The sequence below is a fragment of the Enterobacter sp. Acro-832 genome, assembly GCF_011752745.1.
Classification (GTDB): domain Bacteria; phylum Pseudomonadota; class Gammaproteobacteria; order Enterobacterales; family Enterobacteriaceae; genus Enterobacter; species Enterobacter quasiroggenkampii.
In genome coordinates this window covers 187,481-203,315 of record NZ_VWWX01000002.1, presented here as the reverse complement: position 1 = coordinate 203,315, position 15,835 = coordinate 187,481, and the positions used below count along the sequence as shown (strand labels likewise).

At 58.2% G+C, this 15,835-nt stretch carries 15 protein-coding genes; 5 read left to right on the top strand and 10 right to left on the bottom strand.

Annotation, left to right across the window (positions count from 1 at the left end; all coding sequences use genetic code 11):
* Positions 1–10: 10 nt before the first annotated feature.
* Positions 11–487 (top strand): kinase inhibitor, encoded by a 477-nt coding sequence (locus F3J31_RS07430; protein WP_008501131.1) that lies wholly within the window; start codon positions 11–13, stop codon positions 485–487.
* 84 nt (positions 488–571) lie between these two features.
* Here the strand turns inward: F3J31_RS07430 and hutH are convergent, their stop codons facing one another.
* The 5 genes from hutH to hutI all read right to left on the bottom strand — a co-directional run bounded on the left by hutH (position 572) and on the right by hutI (position 6,816).
* Positions 572–2,092 carry a histidine ammonia-lyase gene (hutH, locus tag F3J31_RS07425; RefSeq protein ID WP_126535160.1) on the bottom strand — a complete coding sequence of 507 codons (1,521 nt, stop codon included), beginning with the start codon at positions 2,090–2,092 and terminating at the stop codon, positions 572–574.
* Positions 2,089–3,777: a urocanate hydratase gene (gene hutU / locus F3J31_RS07420; RefSeq protein WP_167212257.1), complete on the bottom strand. Its 1,689-nt coding sequence runs from the start codon at positions 3,775–3,777 to the stop codon at positions 2,089–2,091. Before hutU ends, hutH begins: the two co-directional genes overlap by 4 nt.
* 126 nt (positions 3,778–3,903) lie before the next feature.
* The gene (locus F3J31_RS07415; RefSeq protein WP_111967050.1) at positions 3,904–4,638 is read right to left on the bottom strand and encodes a histidine utilization repressor; all 735 of its coding nucleotides are present in this window, start codon (positions 4,636–4,638) and stop codon (positions 3,904–3,906) included.
* Positions 4,639–4,657: 19 nt separating this feature from the next.
* Positions 4,658–5,596 (bottom strand): formimidoylglutamase, encoded by a 939-nt coding sequence (hutG, locus tag F3J31_RS07410; RefSeq protein WP_048222112.1) that lies wholly within the window; start codon positions 5,594–5,596, stop codon positions 4,658–4,660.
* On the bottom strand, positions 5,593–6,816 hold the full coding sequence (gene hutI, locus F3J31_RS07405) for an imidazolonepropionase (protein ID WP_167212254.1): 1,224 nt from the start codon (positions 6,814–6,816) through the stop codon (positions 5,593–5,595). Before hutI ends, hutG begins: the two co-directional genes overlap by 4 nt.
* 224 nt (positions 6,817–7,040) lie before the next feature.
* Between hutI and F3J31_RS07400 the strand changes: the two genes are divergently transcribed.
* Positions 7,041–8,324: a putative acyl-CoA thioester hydrolase gene (locus F3J31_RS07400; RefSeq protein WP_167212251.1), complete on the top strand. Its 1,284-nt coding sequence runs from the start codon at positions 7,041–7,043 to the stop codon at positions 8,322–8,324.
* Between the two features lie 123 nt (positions 8,325–8,447).
* On the opposite strand, the gene pgl is transcribed toward F3J31_RS07400, so the two are convergent.
* Positions 8,448–9,443: a 6-phosphogluconolactonase gene (pgl, locus tag F3J31_RS07395; RefSeq protein ID WP_167212248.1), complete on the bottom strand. Its 996-nt coding sequence runs from the start codon at positions 9,441–9,443 to the stop codon at positions 8,448–8,450.
* 140 nt (positions 9,444–9,583) lie between these two features.
* Here pgl and F3J31_RS07390 point away from each other — a divergent pair, with 140 nt between their 5' ends.
* Positions 9,584–10,402, top strand: coding sequence for a pyridoxal phosphatase (locus F3J31_RS07390; RefSeq protein ID WP_167212245.1), 819 nt, complete (start codon positions 9,584–9,586; stop codon positions 10,400–10,402).
* Here the strand turns inward: F3J31_RS07390 and modC are convergent, their stop codons facing one another.
* The 4 genes from modC to F3J31_RS07370 form a co-directional block, all read right to left on the bottom strand.
* Positions 10,403–11,461, bottom strand: coding sequence for a molybdenum ABC transporter ATP-binding protein ModC (gene modC / locus F3J31_RS07385; protein WP_167212242.1), 1,059 nt, complete (start codon positions 11,459–11,461; stop codon positions 10,403–10,405).
* 2 nt (positions 11,462–11,463) lie between these two features.
* On the bottom strand, positions 11,464–12,153 hold the full coding sequence (gene modB / locus F3J31_RS07380) for a molybdate ABC transporter permease subunit (RefSeq protein ID WP_045909470.1): 690 nt from the start codon (positions 12,151–12,153) through the stop codon (positions 11,464–11,466).
* Complete coding sequence (gene modA / locus F3J31_RS07375; protein ID WP_167212239.1) at positions 12,153–12,926, bottom strand: molybdate ABC transporter substrate-binding protein; 774 nt, start codon at positions 12,924–12,926, stop codon at positions 12,153–12,155. The genes modB and modA overlap by 1 nt, the downstream gene beginning before the upstream one ends.
* A 178-nt stretch (positions 12,927–13,104) precedes the next feature.
* Positions 13,105–13,254, bottom strand: a complete 150-nt coding sequence (locus F3J31_RS07370; protein ID WP_008501118.1) for an AcrZ family multidrug efflux pump-associated protein — start codon at positions 13,252–13,254, stop codon at positions 13,105–13,107.
* Between the two features lie 127 nt (positions 13,255–13,381).
* On the opposite strand from F3J31_RS07370, the gene modE reads away from it, so the two are divergent.
* Both modE and modF read left to right on the top strand, forming a co-directional pair.
* Positions 13,382–14,170, top strand: coding sequence for a molybdenum-dependent transcriptional regulator (modE, locus tag F3J31_RS07365; protein ID WP_167212236.1), 789 nt, complete (start codon positions 13,382–13,384; stop codon positions 14,168–14,170).
* A gap of 67 nt (positions 14,171–14,237) precedes the next feature.
* A complete protein-coding gene (gene modF / locus F3J31_RS07360; protein ID WP_167212233.1) occupies positions 14,238–15,710 on the top strand; it encodes a molybdate ABC transporter ATP-binding protein ModF in 1,473 nt (490 codons plus the stop codon).
* Positions 15,711–15,835 lie beyond the last annotated feature (125 nt).

Genomic DNA, 15,835 nt, shown 5'->3' with positions numbered 1-15,835 from the left:
GGTAAACCGTATGAAAATCATCAGTAAAGATCTGCGCGACGGTGAAAAACTGCCGGAACGTCACGTTTTTAACGGCATGGGGTATCAGGGAGACAATATCTCCCCGCACCTGGCGTGGGACGAGGTTCCGGCAGGCACCAAAAGCTTTGTCGTGACCTGCTACGACCCGGATGCGCCTACTGGCTCCGGCTGGTGGCACTGGATTGTGGCGAACCTCCCTGCCGACACGCGCGTGCTGCCGCAGGGTTCCGGTTCAGACCTGGTTGCCCTGCCTGAAGGTGCCATTCAGACGCGCACTGACTTTGGTAAAGCGGGCTACGGCGGCGCGGCGCCACCAAAAGGGGAAACTCACCGCTATATCTTCACGGTGCACGCGCTGGATGTGGAGAAGATTGAGGTCGATGAAGGCGCGAGCGGCGCAATGGTCGGGTTTAACGTGCATTTCCATTCCCTGGGGAGCGCATCGATTACAGCGATGTATTCCTGAAAAAAGCCGGGTGGCGGCTACGCCTTACCCGGCCTACATTTCGCACGCGTAGGCCCGGTAAGCGCAGCGCCACCGGGCAAAAAATCACAGCACCGAAGGTAACAGTCCTACAAGGCTTCCCTCTTCCAGAAGCTGCATCGCCTTATCAATATCCGGGGCAAAGAAGCGGTCGTCATCGTAATGGGTGACGTGCTCGCGCAGCACCTGACGCGCCTGCTCCAGCAGCGGGCTGGATTTGAGCCCCTCACGCAGATCGATACCCTGACTCGCCGCCAGCCATTCCACCGCCAGCACACCGCGTGTGTTGGAGGCCATTTCCCAGAGACGACGCCCGGCAGCCGGTGCCATCGAAACGTGATCTTCCTGATTCGCCGAGGTTGGCAGGCTGTCCACGCTGTGCGGATGCGACAGCGCCTTGTTCTCGCTTGCCAGCGCTGCGGCCGTCACCTGAGCAATCATAAAGCCCGAGTTGACCCCGCCGTTACGCACCAGGAACGGTGGCAGCTGGGACATGTGTTTATCCATCATCAGCGCGATGCGGCGCTCGGACAACGCGCCGACTTCGGCAATCGCCAGTGCGATATTATCCGCCGCCATTGCCACAGGCTCGGCGTGGAAGTTACCGCCGGAGACCACCTCGTTTTCCTGAGCGAACACCAGCGGGTTATCGGACACCGCGTTGGCCTCCACCAGCAGCACCTCCGCCGCCTGGCGCAGCTGCGTCAGGCACGCGCCCATCACCTGCGGCTGGCAGCGCAGGGAATACGGATCCTGCACCTTTTCACAGTTGTGGTGTGAATCCGCGATCTCGCTGGTGTCGGTAAGCACGTGACGGTACATCGCGGCAGCATCAATCTGCCCACGCTGACCGCGCACCTCGTGGATGCGGGCATCGAACGGGCGACGCGAGCCCAGCACCGCTTCGGTAGTCAGCGCACCGCACACCACCGCCGAGGCAAACAGATCTTCCGCTTCAAACAGGCCGCGCAGCGCGAAGGCGGTCGACGCCTGGGTGCCGTTCAGCAGCGCCAGCCCCTCTTTCGCCGCCAGCGTGATCGGCGTTAAGCCAGCCTTTTTCAGCGCCTCTTTCGCCGGAAGCCACTCGCCCTGCCAGCGCGCTTTGCCTTCACCCAGCAGCAGCAGCGACATGTGCGCCAGCGGCGCGAGATCGCCGGAGGCCCCGACGGAGCCCTTCGCCGGGATCCACGGATAGACCTCCGCATTAACCAGCGCCATCAGCGCCTGGATCACGCTCAGGCGGATGCCGGAGAAACCGCGCGCCAGGCTGTTGATTTTGAGCACCATCATCAGACGGACAATCTCATCGTCAAGCGGCTGGCCGACGCCCGCCGCGTGCGACAACACCAGCGAACGCTGCAGGTTTTCCAGATCGTGCGTCGCGATGCGGGTCTGCGCCAGCAGCCCAAAGCCGGTATTAATCCCGTAAGCCGTGCGCCCTTCGGCAACGATGGCTTCAACGCAGGCCACGCTGTCGTTAATGGCGGCGTGGGCGCTTTCATCCAGCGAAAGGGTGACCGGCTGACGCCAGACGTTACGCAGCTGTTTGAGCGTCAGTGAGCCGGGAGTGAGGGTTAATGCGTTCATTCATGCTTTCCTTGTGTGGCAGGGATCATCGGCAGGTTAAGGCCCTGCTCTTTGGCACAGTCAATGGCAATCTCGTAACCCGCATCCGCGTGACGCATCACGCCGGTGGCCGGGTCGTTGTGGAGCACGCGAGCGATACGCGCGGCTGCTTCATCCGTTCCGTCACAGACAATAACCATCCCGGAATGCTGGGAGAAGCCCATCCCCACGCCGCCGCCGTGGTGCAGCGACACCCAGGTCGCGCCGCTGGCGGTATTCAGCAGGGCATTCAGCAACGGCCAGTCGGACACCGCATCCGAGCCGTCGCGCATGGCTTCCGTTTCACGGTTCGGGCTGGCAACGGAGCCGGAGTCCAGGTGGTCGCGGCCAATGACGATCGGCGCGGAGACTTCACCGCTGCGCACCATTTCGTTAAAGGCGAGGCCGAGTTTTTGACGCCACTCCAGCCCTACCCAGCAGATACGCGCTGGCAGGCCCTGGAAGTTAATGCGCTCGCGGGCCATGTCCAGCCAGTGGTGCAGGTGTTCGTCATCGGCGACGATTTCCTTCACTTTGGCGTCGGTTTTGTAGATATCTTCCGGATCACCGGACAGGGCAACCCAGCGGAACGGACCGATGCCGCGGCAGAACAGCGGACGGATATAGGCCGGAACGAAGCCGGGGAAATCGAAGGCGTTATTCACGCCCATCTCTTTCGCCATCTGGCGAATGTTGTTGCCGTAATCAAAGGTCGGAATACCCATCTGGCTGAAGGTCAGCATGGCGGAGACGTGCTCGGCCATGGAGCGTTTCGCGGCAAGCACCGTGCCTTCCGGATCGGTTTCCGCTTTTTGCTGGTAGGCTTCCCACGTCCAGCCTTTTGGCAGGTAACCGTGCAGCGGGTCATGGGCGCTGGTCTGGTCGGTGACCAGATCCGGACGCACGCCGCGGGCGACGAGTTCAGGAAGAATATCTGCCGCGTTGCCGCACAGAGCAATCGACACCGCTTTGCCTTCGGACGTGTATTTTTTGATGCGCGCCAGCGCGTCATCGAGATTCTCGGCCTGTTCGTCGACGTAACGGGTGCGCAGTCGGAAATCAATGCTGCTCTGCTGGCACTCAATGTTCAGAGAGCACGCGCCGGCCAGCGTGGCGGCCAGCGGCTGCGCGCCGCCCATGCCGCCCAGACCAGCGGTCAATACCCAGCGGCCTTTCAGCGAGCCGTTGTAGTGCTGGCGACCGGCCTCCACGAAGGTTTCGTAGGTGCCCTGCACGATCCCCTGGCTGCCGATGTAGATCCAGCTCCCGGCGGTCATCTGGCCATACATCGCCAGCCCTTTCGCGTCCAGTTCGTTGAAGTGTTCCCACGTTGCCCAGTGCGGCACGAGGTTAGAGTTGGCGATCAGCACGCGCGGGGCGTTTTTGTGCGTTTTAAACACGCCCACCGGCTTGCCGGACTGCACCAGCAAGGTTTCGTCGTGTTCGAGTTCGGTCAGGGATTTTACAATTGCGTCATAGCATTCCCAGTTGCGCGCAGCGCGGCCTATGCCGCCGTAAACCACCAGCTCGTGGGGGTTTTCCGCCACCTCAGGATCGAGGTTGTTCATCAACATGCGCAGCGGGGCTTCGGTGAGCCAGCTTTTGGCGGTAAGGGTGGTGCCGCGCGCGGCGCGGACGTCCTGCTGGCGGTATTTACCTGACGACATTGTGTGCTCCTATACGGGACAGATGATGCATTTAGATATACTTGTATAGACAAGCACACACAAGGTCGGATTTAACAAAAAAGATACAATTTTGTTATATTGCGTTAGCGATCACGCTTATAAAACTTATGACATAAAGTGGCCCTGCAGCCGGTAACGGTTACCCGGGAAAAGCAGCCGGGCATGCGACACAATGTGCGACGAGGACCAGGTTCGACGGCGGATCAGCAGGCACGGGTCGTGCTCTTTAATGCGCAGCCGCTCGCACTCCTGCGGCGTGGCGCGCACGGCTTCCACAATGTGCTCCCCTTCCGTCAGCGGTGCGACAAGCGAAAGATAGGCATGCGGCGTGGTGTGGGTGTAATCCTGGTTCAGATAGTCCGGTATCCGTTCGGCGTTAACGCAGCGATCTTCAATCTGCACCGGAATGTCGTTTTCGAAATGCACCATCACGGAGTGGAAGATGCGGCTTCCTTCTTTGACGTTCAGCTCTACCGCCTGCTCAGCGCTGGCCTGGGTCTCTTCGAGCACCAGCACCTCACAGCGGTGCTGATGATTACGCGCGGCAATTTCGTCCGCAATACTGCGGATTTCAAACAGGGCGGATTGCCCTTTCGGTTCCGCCACAAACGTCCCGACGCCCTGCAGACGCACCAGAAGCCCTTCGTCGGTCAGCTCGCGCAGCGCCCGGTTTACGGTCATCCGGCTAAAGCCAAACTGTGCCACCAGTTCGGCCTCCGAGGGAATGCGGTCGTGCGGCCGCCAGACGCCGGTGGCGATTTTTTCGCTGATCGCCTGCTTCACCTTTTCGTAGAAAGGTGCGGGAGAGCTCGACTGCGGCAGGGGTGAGCGTGAAAACATCGTGACTCCTTGAATAGTGTTATGCCCACCAGTGAGCAATTTGCCAGGCCAGGCGGGCGGCGAGCTTAGCGCCCTGCCCGTCCCGATCGTACTGCGGATTAAACTCTACCAGATCGGCGGCCTGGAGCTTACCGCTACGGCAGATATGTTCGATGACGGGGAGGAGATCCAGTGCCGGTATGCCTAACGCAGCCGGAGCGGAAACGGCAGGCATCTCGCTGGCGGGCAGCACGTCCAGATCGATCGTCAGGTAAACGCGATCGGCCTGCGCCAGCACACTTTCCAGCGCGGACAGTGCATCGCGCCTGAAATGGAGATCTTCCACCAGCGTGACGTTCAGGCGTTCGGCCTCATCCCACAGCGCCTGCGTGTTGGCCGCCCGGCTCACGCCAAAGCAGGCGTACTGAAATGCCCGCCCGCGCTCATCGCAGTAATGCGCCAACTGGCGAAACGGCGTGCCGGACGTCGCCCGCTCGGCCTTGCGCAGATCGAGATGGGCATCAAGGTTGATAATGACAACCCGCTCATTCGGGAAGGCGTCCAGCACGCCGCGACCGTGCGCCCACGCGGTTTCGTGTCCGCCGCCAAAGACCAGCGTGCGCATCCCGGAGCGCTGGCAGGCTGTCACGGCATCGCTTAACGTCTGCTGTGCCGCCTCAAGCTCGTCACCTTCAACGTAAACCGAGCCCATATCCGCCAGCCGATCGTGTCCCTGATGGCTGGCCATATTCGCCAGCGCCTTTCGCAGCATATCTGGCGCCTGCACGGCGCCGGGCCTGCCCTGATTGCGTTTTACCCCTGCATCACATTCAAAGCCTATCAGCGCAATGCCGGATGATAGCGGCGTGAACGCTCCCTGCTGCCGTATCGTCTGGAAAATGCGCGTTGCGTTGCTGGCCTCAGCGCTGTCGTCGCGCCCCTGCCAGACCGTTTCGGCTACGGGCCGCCATAACCTCATACTGCCTCCCCACGGAAAATACGTTGATAGAGCGGATTGCGTCCCGGCTCGTAGACCATCTCTACCGGATGGTGTGCATCCCAGACGATGAAATCAGCGACAAACCCGGCCCGCAGCTGTCCGTGGGTTTCACCGCGACCCAGCGCCTGCGCGGCATGCCGCGTGACGCCAGCCCAGGCCTCTTCAGGCGTCAGGCCAAACTGGACGCAGGCCATGTTCATCGCCAGATGCAGGCTGGCAAACGGGCTGGTACCGGGGTTATAGTCGGTCGCGACCGCCATCGGCACGCCCTGTTTTCTGAGCTGTTCAACCGGCGGACGCTGGCGCTCCTGCAGAAAATAGAACGCGCCCGGCAACAGGACCGCAACCGTGCCGCTTTGCGCCATCGCCTGAACGCCTGCGTCGTCAAGATATTCGATATGATCGGCGGAGAGTCCCTTATACCGGCTGACCAGCGCCGCACCGCCCTGATTCGACAGCTGCTCGACGTGCCCTTTCACCGGAATACCGAGCGCGGTCGCCGCCTTATAGAGGCGCTCGGTTTGCGACGGCGTAAAACCGACGTTTTCGCAGAACACGTCTACTGATTCGTATAACTCTTTTTGCCACAGCGTGGGCAATATCTGCTGACAGACCAGCGTGAGGTACGCATCCGGATCCTGTCGGTATTCCGGCGGAACCGCATGAGCCGCCAGCAGCGTTGGGCTGATATCAACCGGATTATTGAGGCTCAGCTGGCGCGCAACCTGCAGCATTTTCTCTTCGGCCTCGGCGTTGAGACCGTATCCGGATTTGATTTCAACCGTGGTGACACCTTCATTCATCAGACGCTGAAGCCGCTGCTGCGCCAGCTTAAGCAGGGTTTCGGGTGAGCTGCTGCGCGTCGCCGTCACGGTAGCGTTAATCCCGCCCCCCTGGGCGCTGATGGTTTGATAAGAGACACCGTTCAGACGCTGCTCCCACTCCGCCGCGCGATCGCCGCCAAACACCAGGTGGGTATGGCAGTCAATCAGGCCCGGCGTGACCAGACGTCCCTGAAGATCGACACAGTGACGGTGTCCGGCCGGAATGTCAGATTCAGGGATCACGGCCAGAAGGGTGTGGCCGCGTACGACCAGGGCATGTTGCTCTTTCAGTCCATAGGGCGCACAGACGTCCGGCGCCATTGTAGCCAGTCGCGCATTTCGCCATATCACATCGTCGGGATGAATCTGCTGCATGGGCATTCCACTTGTCATAGGTTGTATAGACATTTATTTTCATCTATTGTCTGCTGTCAACCGACTTTGCGGAAAATGTTATTTATTTGTGATCACTTACCCGCCGCCCCTGGGCTAAAAATGCAACTTTTACCCTTTTTATCTTCCCGTTTCGCTCAACTTAGTATAAAAAAGCAGGCTATTTCGTCTATCCCGTAAAGACTTGCATACCCAGGAGCTTCACCTTGAACATTTCCAGGATTTCCCGTCTGGCGTTAGCACTCGCCTTTGGCGTGACATTATCCGCATGCAGTTCAACCCCACCGGATCAGCGACCTTCTGAGCAGGTCGCGCCAGGTACGGCCTCCCGCCCGATTTTGTCCGCTGATGAAGCGAAGAACTTCGACCGTGCGCACTACTTCTCGTCGATGGATCCTAACGCTGCGCCGTGGACCCCGTCCTCGATTAACCTGCCGAAACAGCCTGACTTCGTGGTTGGCCCGGCGGGTGCGCAGGGCGTAACGCATACTTCGATTCAGGCTGCGGTAGATGCTGCCATCACGAAACACAGCGCGTCTCGCCAGTACATCGCGATCCTGCCAGGTGAATATGAAGGCACCGTGTATGTTCCGGCGGCACCGGGCAGCATTACGCTTTACGGTCTGGGCGAAAAAGCGATCGACGTAAAAATTGGCCTGGCGATTGATTCCGAAATCGACAGCAACACCTGGCGTCACCTGGTGAACCCGGCCGGTAAATATATGCCGGGTAAACCGGCGTGGTACATGTTTGATAACTGCCAGAGCAAGCGTGCCGCCACCATTGGCGTGATGTGCTCTGCGGTGTTCTGGTCCCAGAATAACGGTCTGCAGCTGCAGAACCTGACCATCCAGAATACCCTGGGTGACAGCGTTGACGCCGGTAACCACCAGGCCGTCGCGCTGCGCAGCGATGGCGATAAAGTGCAGATTAACAACGTCAACATCCTGGGTCGTCAGAACACCTTCTTCGTGACCAACAGCGGTGTACAGAACACGCTGCAGAATAATCGTCTGACCCGTACGCTGGTGACCAACAGCTACGTTGAAGGTGATGTGGATCTGGTGTCCGGCCGCGGCGCGGTGGTATTTGATAACACCGATTTCCGCGTGGTGAACTCACGCACTCAGCAGGAAGGTTACGTGTTTGCTCCGGCAACCCAGTCGAACCTCTTCTTCGGCTTCCTGGCCGTGAACAGCCGCTTTAACGCTGCCGGTGACGGCGTGGCGCAGCTGGGACGCTCCCTGGACGTGGACGCTGCGACCAACGGTCAGGTTGTGATCCGCGACAGCGTGATCAACGAAGGCTTCAACATGGCGAAACCGTGGGCGGATGCGGCGATCTCCAAACGTCCGTTCTCCGGCAATACCGGTGCGGTGGACAATAAAGGGAACGTGCAGCGTAACCTGAACGACGCTAACTTCAACCGCATGTGGGAGTACAACAACCGCGGTCTGGGTAGCAAAGTGGTTGCTGAGCCGAAGCAGTAAGCTGTCCTTTTGCCGGGTGGCGGCTTCGCCTTACCCGGCCTACAGGTTATGTAGGCCCGGTAAACGCAGTGCCACCGGGCATAAAAAAACCTCGCATTCGCGAGGTTTTTTGTTTTAAGCCGCTTAGTGAGCGTTAACCACCACCCACATCGGCCCCTGGCCTACGGCGTAGCGCCCTTTCTCTTCCAGCAGCCCCTGCTCGCCTTTAATTTCATACAGCGCGATGTGGTGGGATTTCTGCCCCGCCGCAATCAGGTATTTGCCGCTGTAATCGATATTAAAGCCGCGCGGCTGGGTTTCCGTCGGCTGGAAGCCTTCAACCGCCAGCACGCTGCCGTCTTCGGACACGCTAAACACGGTAATCAGGCTGGAGGTACGGTCACAGGCGTACAGATGACGGCCATCTGGCGTAATGTGGATATCTGCCGCCCAGCGGGTGTCGGAGAAATCAGACGGCATCATGTCCAGCGTCTGCACGCACTCAATCTGACCGTTTGGATCTTTCAGTTCCCATACGTCCACAGAGCTGTTCAGTTCGTTGACTACGTAGGCGTACTGCTGGTTCGGATGGAAGACCATATGACGCGGGCCTGCACCTTCTACCGTCGTGACTTCAGCCGGATTCTGCGCCACCAGGTGACCATCGTCGCTCAGGGTGAACAGGCAGATACGATCCTGCTTCAGCGCAGGCACCCACAGCGTGCGGTTATCCGGAGAGATATTCGCCGAGTGGCAGCCTTCAAGCCCTTCCACCACATCCACGGTTTCGACCGGAATGCCATCGTCAAGACGGGTTACGCTGACGCAACCCGCGTTATAAGAGCCGCTGAAGACAAAGTTGCCTTTACGATCGGTTGAGATATGGGTTGGGCTGCCCGGCAACGGGGCTTCGGCAGTGTAAGTCAGCGCGCCGTCGTCCGGAGAGATGCGATAGGTCAGCACGCGAAACTCCGGGCGCACACCCACGTACAAGAAACGTTTATCCGGGCTGATAACCATCGGTTGCACCTGACCTGGCACATCAACAACCTGAACCAGCGTGAGTGTCCCTTCGGTATTTAAACGCCAGACGTGGATCTGCTGGCTTTCAGGACTGGCGGTATAAACGGTTTGTTTCATGAATATTCACTCCTCACTGCGCATGAAAGTAGTTAACTTTTGACGGTGAATGCTGAATTGTCGACAGGAGTTTTGAAGCGTTCGCCTCTCGGTGTACCATCCCATCAAAACGTAAATTCAATATTAACCCGGAAAAACAAATGACCTCGCGTGTGATTGCTCTGGATTTAGACGGTACCTTACTGACGCCGCAAAAAACCCTTCTCCCCTCTTCTCTGGAAGCGCTTAAACGCGCACAGGAAGCGGGATATCAACTCCTTATCGTAACGGGTCGACATCACGTTGCCATTCACCCTTTTTATCAGGCACTGGCGTTAGATACACCTGCAATTTGTTGTAATGGCACTTATTTGTATGATTATCAGGCAAAAAAGGTTTTAGCCTCCGACCCGCTGCCGGTTCCCCAGGCGCTGCAACTGATTGATCTGCTGGATGAGCATGCCATTCACGGCCTGATGTATGTGGATAACGCAATGGTGTACGAGCGCCCAACCGGCCATGTGGTGCGCACCAGCAACTGGGCGTTGTCCCTGCCTGAAGCGCAGCGTCCGGTCTTTACTCAGGTATCCTCGCTGCGTCAGGCAGCCCAGGACGTTGAGGCTATCTGGAAATTCGCTCTGACGGATGAAGACACCACCAAACTGAATGCCTTCGCGAAACACGTGGAACAGACGCTGGGTCTGGAGTGCGAATGGTCCTGGCACGATCAGGTGGATATTGCCCACAAAGGCAACAGCAAAGGCAAGCGTCTGACGCAGTATGTGGAATCGCAGGGCTGGTCAATGCAGGACGCGATCGCCTTCGGCGACAACTACAACGACATCAGCATGCTGGAAGCTGCCGGTACGGGCGTGGCGATGGGCAATGCCGACGACGCGGTAAAAGCGCGCGCTAACGTGGTGATTGGCGACAACACCACCGACAGCATCGCGCAGTACATTTATACCCACCTGCTGTAATCAGGCGGTGATCGAGACGCTCTTGATTTGCGCGTAGAGCCACAGGCCAGGTTTGATCCCTAACTCATCCCTGGCCCACGGGCTGATGCGTGCCCAGAGCGTGCGGCTTCCCACCTCGAGCTTCACTTCCACCTGTCCGTTATCATCAAAACACTCCGCCACTTTGGCGCGCAGGATATTTCGAATACTGGTTTGCAGCGGCGGCTGCAGCACCAGCGAAACGTCAGATGCCTGAATACGAATACGCAGCGCGGACTGTAATGGCTTGTCGATCTTATTGACCCACAGGTGCTGATCGCCCAGCGCCAGCGCCGTCATCGCGTAGTGCGGGTGGTGTTCCAGCACGCTCACTTTCAGGATACTGCTTTGCTGTTCCCTGGGTAACCACGGGTGCATTACGCTGCTGCCCCACACCTCTTCCAGGTTGCCGAAGGCCTTGACGCTGCCCTCTTCCAGCACCAGCACTTTGTCGGCCAGATGGAGGATCTCATCCAGCGAATGGCTGACGTAGAGCATCGGAATATTAATTTCGCGCGTCAGGCGCTGTAGATAAGGCAGGAGCTCACGTTTGCGCGGAATATCCAGTGAGGCCAGCGGTTCGTCGAGCAGCAGCAGTTCGGGCGCGGTCAGCAACGCGCGGCCAATGGCCACGCGCTGTTTTTCTCCGCCGGAAAGCGAGGATGGCAGCCTGTCGAGCAGTGGCTCAATGCCTAAAAGCGTCACCAGTTTATCAAACTGTCCGGTCATGCTTTTCGCCATGCCGTAACGCAGGTTGCCGCGCACGCTGTAGTGCGGGAATAAACGCGCGTCCTGGAAAACATAGCCAATGCGGCGTTTATCCGGCGACAGATACACCTTGTTTTCCACGTCATTCAGAACGCGGTTATTCAATACAATCCGTCCTGACTGCGGGCGCGTCAGGCCGCTGATGGCATTTATCAGCGACGTTTTTCCCGCCCCCGACACGCCGAAAATGGCGGTGATACCGCTTGCAGGCAGCGTCTCGTTAAGCGTCAGGGTATGGTTTCCCAGCGTCTGAGTGAAATTCAGTTCCAGCATGCTTATTTCCCCATCCGCTCACGGCTGAGCCGCGCCAGCCATTCCGACACCAGCAGCGATACCAGGGCTAATACGATTGAGATGATACACAGCCGCGCCGCCGCGCCCTCTCCGCCCGGCGTTTGAATCAGGGTATACATGGCCGATGGAATGGTTCGCGTCTCGCCGGGAATGTTCGAGACAAAGGTGATTGTCGCGCCAAACTCGCCCAGCGAGCGGGCGAAGGCCAGTACCGTCCCGACAATAATGCCGGGTAACGTCAGGGGAAGCGTGATGGTGAAAAAGACGCGCCAGCGCCCGGCACCCAGCGTACGCGCCGCCTGTTCGAGCTTCATGTCCACGCCTTCCAGCGCGAGGCGGATCGCCCTCACCATCAGCGGGAATGACATTACCGCTGCCGCCAGTACCGCACCGCGCCAGCTAAAAGCGAACGTCAGCCCAAACCAGTCGTAGAGCTTCTCGCCGATAAAACCGCGCCGCCCCATCGAAACCAGCAGCAGATAACCGACCACCACGGGCGGCAACACGAGCGGAAGATGAAGCACGCTGTCGAGCAGCGCTTTGCCGGGAAACTGACAGCGAACCAGTAACCAGGCAAAGAAGATCCCAAAGGGCAAACTCAGCGCAACCGCCAGGGAAGAGACTTTAAGGCTCAGCAGAACAGCCTGCCATTCAGGATCGGTCAATATCATCAGTGAGTCGTAAATCCGTAACGTTTAAAGATTGCGGACGCTTCCGGCCCCTTCAGATAATCGCGGAAAGCCGTCACGGTCGCATTTTTATGTCCATCAACAATCGCAACAGGATATTCCACTTTCTTGTGGGAGTCTTCCGGGAACGTTGCCACCACTTTCACACCCTTACTGGCGACGGCATCAGAGCCATACACAATGCCCAGCGGGGCTTCGTTGCGTTCCACCAGCGCCAGCGCGCCGCGGACATCTTCCGCCGGAGCCAGCTTCGGCGACAATGTCTCCCACGCGCCCAGCTTTTGCAGCGCTTCTTTGGCGTAGATCCCGGCCGGAACGTGCTCCGGATCGCCCACCGCCAGACGCCCACCGTTCAGCAGACTTATCCAGTTGGTCTCTTTGTTGATGGTGAAGTCAGCCTGGACGCTGGCTTTTGGCGCCACGACAACCAGGCTATTCCCCAGCAGCGTTTCGCGGGTTGCCGCATCAATCGCTTTCTTCTCCACCGCGTAATCCATCCACTTCTGGTCAGCCGAGATGAACAGATCCGCCGGTGCGCCCGCTTCTATCTGGCGCGCCAGCGTCGAGGAAGAGGCAAACGAGGAGACCACCTCGACGTTTTTCTCTTTTTTATACGCCGCCGCGATATCCTGCAGCGCGTTGGTCAGCGACGCCGCCGCAAAGACCGTGATTTTACCGTCGTCCGCCAGCGCGTGGCCGGTAAGTGAAAGCGTCAGCGTTGCCCCTGCGAAAAGGCGTACCCAGGTACGTGCCATTTTTAACTCCTGTGAGTAGCGTTATATACACATTAATATAACGGTAACATCAGGGAGATCCCAGCGTTAAATCGTACCGCTGAAGAGGTAAACCGGCGTGATACGTTAAATATTATCGGCGAAAACGGGAAAATCTTGAGAGCAAAACGCCCGGGCAAGCCGGGCGTTTTGGGGGGAATCAATGCTGCTTTTTAGCCTGGTCTCTGTGACCAATGTTCGAAAAGACGTTGAACACTTCACCCAGGCCGTAGATGGCACCGAGGATGATGGCCATCACTACTGGTACCATGATCACGGCGAATACCAGACTTTTCAACAACTCTAACATGGTTTTCTCCAGATATTGTGAATAGCGTATTCTACCCTTTCAACTGAGAAAAACATCCCCTTTTGTGCGGTACCCTTTGCGCCCTGCACCATTTGGGTCACAATACCCTTTTTGCCAGGACACTGTTATGCAGGCCGAAATTCTCCTCACACTCCGACTTCAGCAAAAGCTTTTCGCCGATCCACGACGTATCGCCCTGCTTAAACAAATAGAACAAACGGGCTCGATTAGCCAGGGGGCGAAAAACGCGGGCATCAGCTATAAAAGCGCCTGGGACGCCATCAACGAAATGAACACCCTGAGCGAACAGCCGCTGGTGGACAGAGCCACGGGCGGCAAAGGTGGCGGCGGTGCGATCGTGACGCGTTATGGACAGCGCCTTATTCAGCTTTACGATCTGCTGGCCCAGATTCAGCAAAAAGCGTTCGATGTGTTAAGCGATGACGATAACGTGCCACTGGACAGTCTGCTGGCCGCCATTTCCCGCTTCTCGCTACAAACCAGCGCCCGCAATCAGTGGTTTGGAACGGTGACGGCACGCGATAATCTGCAGATACAGCAGCATATTGAGATCCTGCTTGCCGATGGCACCACCCGGCTAAAAGCCGCCATAACGGCGCAAAGCGCGGAACGTCTTGAACTGGATGAAGGTAAAGAGGTGCTGGTGCTGCTGAAAGCGCCGTGGGTCACTATTACGCGCGATCCCGACGCGGCAAAGGCAGCAGATAACCAGCTGCAGGGAACAATCAGCCACATCGAACGCGGCCAGGCGCAGTGCGAAGTGCTCCTGACCCTGGCAGACGGGCAACCGCTTTGCGCGACCCTACCGCTCAGCGAGTCGGACGACTTAGAAGAAGGTGCTGTCGTCACCGCGTATTTCAACGCGGACCGGGTGATTATCGCCACTTTGTGCTGAGCGCATTGACAATCGTACCGACAGTGCGTATCCCTGATATCTATTGCTGCAAAAACAGGGATAAATCATGTCATCATTGCATATTTCGCAAGGCACGTTTCGTCTTAGCGATACCCGAACGCTGACGATTGCTGATTTGACACTACGCGCGGGTGAAAGCTGGGCGTTTGTCGGCACCAACGGCAGCGGTAAATCTGCGCTGGCCCGTGCGCTGGCGGGAGAGCTCAACCTCCTCAAGGGCGAATACCAGAGCGACTTTACGCGCCTGACGCGCCTGTCGTTTGAACAACTGCAAAAGCTGGTCAGCGACGAGTGGCAGCGCAACAACACCGATTTGCTCAGCCCTGGCGAAGAGGATACCGGCCGTACGACCGCAGAAATTATACAGGATGAGGTGAAAGACCCTGCCCGCTGTGAGCGCCTGGCAGAACAGTTCGGTATCACCCCTCTGCTGAACCGGCGCTTTAAATACCTTTCGACCGGCGAGACGCGAAAAACGCTGCTTTGTCAGGCGCTGATGAGCCAACCTGAACTGCTTATTCTGGACGAACCGTTTGACGGTCTTGACGTGCAGTCCCGAGCGCAGCTGGCGTCTCTGCTGGCGTCGCTTAATCAGCAGGGATATACCCTCGTGCTGGTGCTTAACCGTTTTGATGAAATTCCGGAATTTATCCAGCACGCGGGCGTCCTGGCCGACTGTAACCTGACAGAGACCGGCGAAAAAACCGCGCTGCTTAAGCAGGCGCTGATTGCCCAGCTCGCCCACAGCGAACAGCTCGACGGTATTACTCTTCCGGAACCCGACGCCCCGTCGGCGCGCCACGCGCTTGATCCCCACCAGCCGCGCATCGTGCTGCGTGACGGGATGGTCGCTTATGACGATCGCCCGATCCTTAACCGCCTCAGCTGGACGGTCAATCCGGGCGAGCACTGGCAGATTGTCGGCCCCAACGGCGCGGGGAAATCCACGCTGCTGAGCCTGATCACCGGCGATCACCCGCAGGGTTATAGCAACGATCTGACGCTGTTCGGTCGGCGTCGCGGCAGCGGCGAAACCATCTGGGATATTAAAAAACATATCGGCTATGTCAGCAGCAGCCTGCATCTGGATTACCGGGTCAGTACCACGGTACGCAACGTGATCCTCTCCGGCTATTTTGATTCCATCGGTATTTATCAGGCGGTGTCGGACAAACAGCACAAGCTGGCCCAGCAGTGGCTGGATATCCTGGGCATGGACAACCGGGTCGCTGACGCGCCGTTTCATAGCCTGTCGTGGGGGCAACAGCGTCTGGCACTGATCGTTCGCGCGCTGGTGAAACACCCTACGCTGCTGATCCTCGACGAACCGCTGCAGGGACTCGACCCGTTGAACCGACAGCTTATCCGCCGCTTTGTGGACGTGCTGATTAGCGAAGGTGAAACGCAGCTGCTGTTTGTTTCACATCATGCCGAAGATGCCCCCTCCTGCATCACGCATCGACTGGAGTTTGTTCCGGATGGTGAGCACTATCGTTATCTGCAAAGCAAAATCGATTGACCTCCGGAGGGCACCGCCCTCCGTTTTTCAGATAACCTGCACTAATACATTGCTATCCCGTTGATCTACAATGCCTCATGGCAGCTGAAAATCGGATTTTAAAAACAGTGTAAACGATTCCACTA

Bases quoted from the DNA above. Each gene is read 5' to 3' on its own strand.
- F3J31_RS07430 (WP_008501131.1), top strand. From the start codon at position 11: ATGAAAATCATCAGTAAAGATCTGCGCGACGGTGAAAAACTGCCGGAA.
- hutH (WP_126535160.1), bottom strand. From the start codon at position 2,092: ATGAACGCATTAACCCTCACTCCCGGCTCACTGACGCTCAAACAGCTG.
- hutU (WP_167212257.1), bottom strand. From the start codon at position 3,777: ATGTCGTCAGGTAAATACCGCCAGCAGGACGTCCGCGCCGCGCGCGGC.
- F3J31_RS07415 (WP_111967050.1), bottom strand. From the start codon at position 4,638: ATGTTTTCACGCTCACCCCTGCCGCAGTCGAGCTCTCCCGCACCTTTC.
- hutG (WP_048222112.1), bottom strand. From the start codon at position 5,596: ATGAGGTTATGGCGGCCCGTAGCCGAAACGGTCTGGCAGGGGCGCGAC.
- hutI (WP_167212254.1), bottom strand. From the start codon at position 6,816: ATGCAGCAGATTCATCCCGACGATGTGATATGGCGAAATGCGCGACTG.
- pgl (WP_167212248.1), bottom strand. From the start codon at position 9,443: ATGAAACAAACCGTTTATACCGCCAGTCCTGAAAGCCAGCAGATCCAC.
- F3J31_RS07390 (WP_167212245.1), top strand. From the start codon at position 9,584: ATGACCTCGCGTGTGATTGCTCTGGATTTAGACGGTACCTTACTGACG.
- modC (WP_167212242.1), bottom strand. From the start codon at position 11,461: ATGCTGGAACTGAATTTCACTCAGACGCTGGGAAACCATACCCTGACG.
- modB (WP_045909470.1), bottom strand. From the start codon at position 12,153: ATGATATTGACCGATCCTGAATGGCAGGCTGTTCTGCTGAGCCTTAAA.
- modA (WP_167212239.1), bottom strand. From the start codon at position 12,926: ATGGCACGTACCTGGGTACGCCTTTTCGCAGGGGCAACGCTGACGCTT.
- F3J31_RS07370 (WP_008501118.1), bottom strand. From the start codon at position 13,254: ATGTTAGAGTTGTTGAAAAGTCTGGTATTCGCCGTGATCATGGTACCA.
- modE (WP_167212236.1), top strand. From the start codon at position 13,382: ATGCAGGCCGAAATTCTCCTCACACTCCGACTTCAGCAAAAGCTTTTC.
- modF (WP_167212233.1), top strand. From the start codon at position 14,238: ATGTCATCATTGCATATTTCGCAAGGCACGTTTCGTCTTAGCGATACC.